Raw genomic sequence first — 1889 nt, 5'->3', positions numbered from 1 at the left:
TCGCTTCGCTCCTTGCTCCGCCCTAGAATGACGAAGGAGGCGTCGACGCTCTACGGGAGGCGAACCCCCTCTGGCCTGCCGGCCATCTCCCCCGCAAGGGGGGAGATCGGCAGCTTCGCCGCCTCGCGAACATCTGAGGCGTTGCTACCGATCCACCCTTGTCGACAAAATAATCGACGACGAGGTCCGCTCCACCCCGTCCATCGCGCCGATCTTGTCGAGCAGCGCATCGAGGTCCCGGATCGACGGCGCGTCGACGATGACGATCATGTCGAAATTGCCGCTCACCGAATGCACCGTGCGCACCGGCGCCATCGCTTCCAGGCTGCGCACCACCTTGTCGGCGAGCTTCGGCGTCACGGTGAGCAGCACATGCGCCTTGACCAGCCCTTGCTCATAATCGGGCGACAGCCTGACCCCATAGCCGGTGATGATGCCGCGCTGCTCCAGCCGCTCGATGCGGCTCTGCACCGTGGTGCGCGACACGCCGAGCTGGCGCGCGAGCTCGGCGGTCGAGGCGCGGGCGTTGACGCGCAACAGCGTAAGCAGCGCCTGTTCGGCTTCACTGATCATTTTGACGAAACCTCTCGGCATATCGCTCAAAGTTCGGCGTCATATTGCCAGATTCCACGCTTCCTTTCGACAGGCAAGCTGCGAAGATTCGCGCCAAATCGAATTGGCCCAAATGAGGATGGCAGGGGATATTGATCATGAAGAACATCGTTGTTGTCGGCGCCGGCAAGATCGGCTCGACCATCGCGGAAATGCTGAACGCCACGGGCGACTACCACGTCACGCTCGTCGACCGCTCGGCCGCCCAGCTTGCCGCCGCCGAACTGCCGGCCGGCGTCGAGACGCAGGAGCTCGACATCGCCGCCGCGGGCGAGCTGGAAAAGGTGCTTGCCGGCAAATTCGCCGTGCTGAGCGCCGCGCCCTTCCACCTCACCACGCGCATCGCCGAGGCGGCCGCCGCCACCGGCGTGCACTATCTCGACCTGACCGAGGACGTCGTCTCGACCCGCCGTGTGAAGGAGCTGGCGCGTGACGCCGACAGCGCCTTCATTCCGCAATGTGGCCTGGCGCCGGGCTTCATCTCGATCGTCGCCAACGATCTCGCCAGCCGCTTCGACACGCTGGAAAGCGTTCGCATGCGCGTCGGCGCGCTGCCGCAATATCCGTCCAACGCGCTGAACTACAACCTCACCTGGAGCACCGACGGCGTCATCAACGAATATTGCGAGCCCTGCGAGGCGATCGTCGAGGGCGAGCTGATCGAAGTGCCGCCGCTGGAGGAGCGCGAAGAATTCTCGCTCGACGGCGTCACCTATGAAGCCTTCAACACCTCGGGCGGCCTTGGCACGCTCGCCGAGACGCTGAAGGGCAAGGTGCGCACGCTGAACTACCGCACCATCCGCTACCCCGGCCACGCCGCGATCATGAAGGCGCTGCTCAACGATCTGGGGCTGCGCCACCGCCGCGATGTGCTGAAGGACATCTTCGAGAGCGCGCTGCCTTCGACGCTGCAGGACGTGGTCATCGTCTTCGTCACCGTCTCGGGCCGCCGCAACGGCCGGCTGCTGCAGGAGACCTACGCCAACAAGATCTATTCGCAGCGCGTCGGCAACATCGTGCGCAGCGCCATCCAGATCACCACCGCTTCCGGCATCTGCGCCGTGCTCGACATGCTGGCCGACGGCTCGCTGCCGGCGAAGGGCTTCGTGCGCCAGGAAGACATCGCCCTCGACGCCTTCCTCGCCAACCGCTTCGGCCGCGCCTACGCCCAGCACGAGATGGCGAGCCGGCTCGCGGGCTGAGGGCGCCTTTCCTCTCCCCCGTCGATCGGGGGAGAGGTGTCGAGCGAAGCTCGACGGAGTGGGGGTCGACCTTAC

At 65.5% G+C, this 1889-nt stretch carries 2 protein-coding genes; one reads left to right on the top strand and one right to left on the bottom strand.

From position 1 onward, the window contains the following. Positions 1-144: 144 nt before the first annotated feature. Positions 145-573, bottom strand: coding sequence for an Lrp/AsnC family transcriptional regulator (locus tag FJ417_RS32950; RefSeq protein WP_140786336.1), 429 nt, complete (start codon positions 571-573; stop codon positions 145-147). A 137-nt stretch (positions 574-710) separates the two neighbouring features. Here FJ417_RS32950 and FJ417_RS32945 point away from each other — a divergent pair, with 137 nt between their 5' ends. Beyond that, positions 711-1814, top strand: coding sequence for a saccharopine dehydrogenase family protein (locus FJ417_RS32945; protein WP_140786335.1), 1104 nt, complete (start codon positions 711-713; stop codon positions 1812-1814). The last annotated feature ends 75 nt before the right edge of the window (positions 1815-1889 follow it).

Origin of the sequence: Mesorhizobium sp. B3-1-7 (genome assembly GCF_006439385.1) — a bacterium.
In the GTDB taxonomy this organism is placed as follows: Bacteria; Pseudomonadota; Alphaproteobacteria; order Rhizobiales; family Rhizobiaceae; genus Mesorhizobium.
Note: the sequence above shows the minus strand (reverse complement) of the source record. Positions and strands in the feature narration are given on the sequence as shown.

What these genes read in the sequence shown, in the direction of transcription:
- FJ417_RS32945 (WP_140786335.1), top strand. Translation starts at nt 711, where the DNA reads ATGAAGAACATCGTTGTTGTCGGCGCCGGCAAGATCGGCTCGACCATC.
- FJ417_RS32950 (WP_140786336.1), bottom strand. Translation starts at nt 573, where the DNA reads ATGATCAGTGAAGCCGAACAGGCGCTGCTTACGCTGTTGCGCGTCAAC.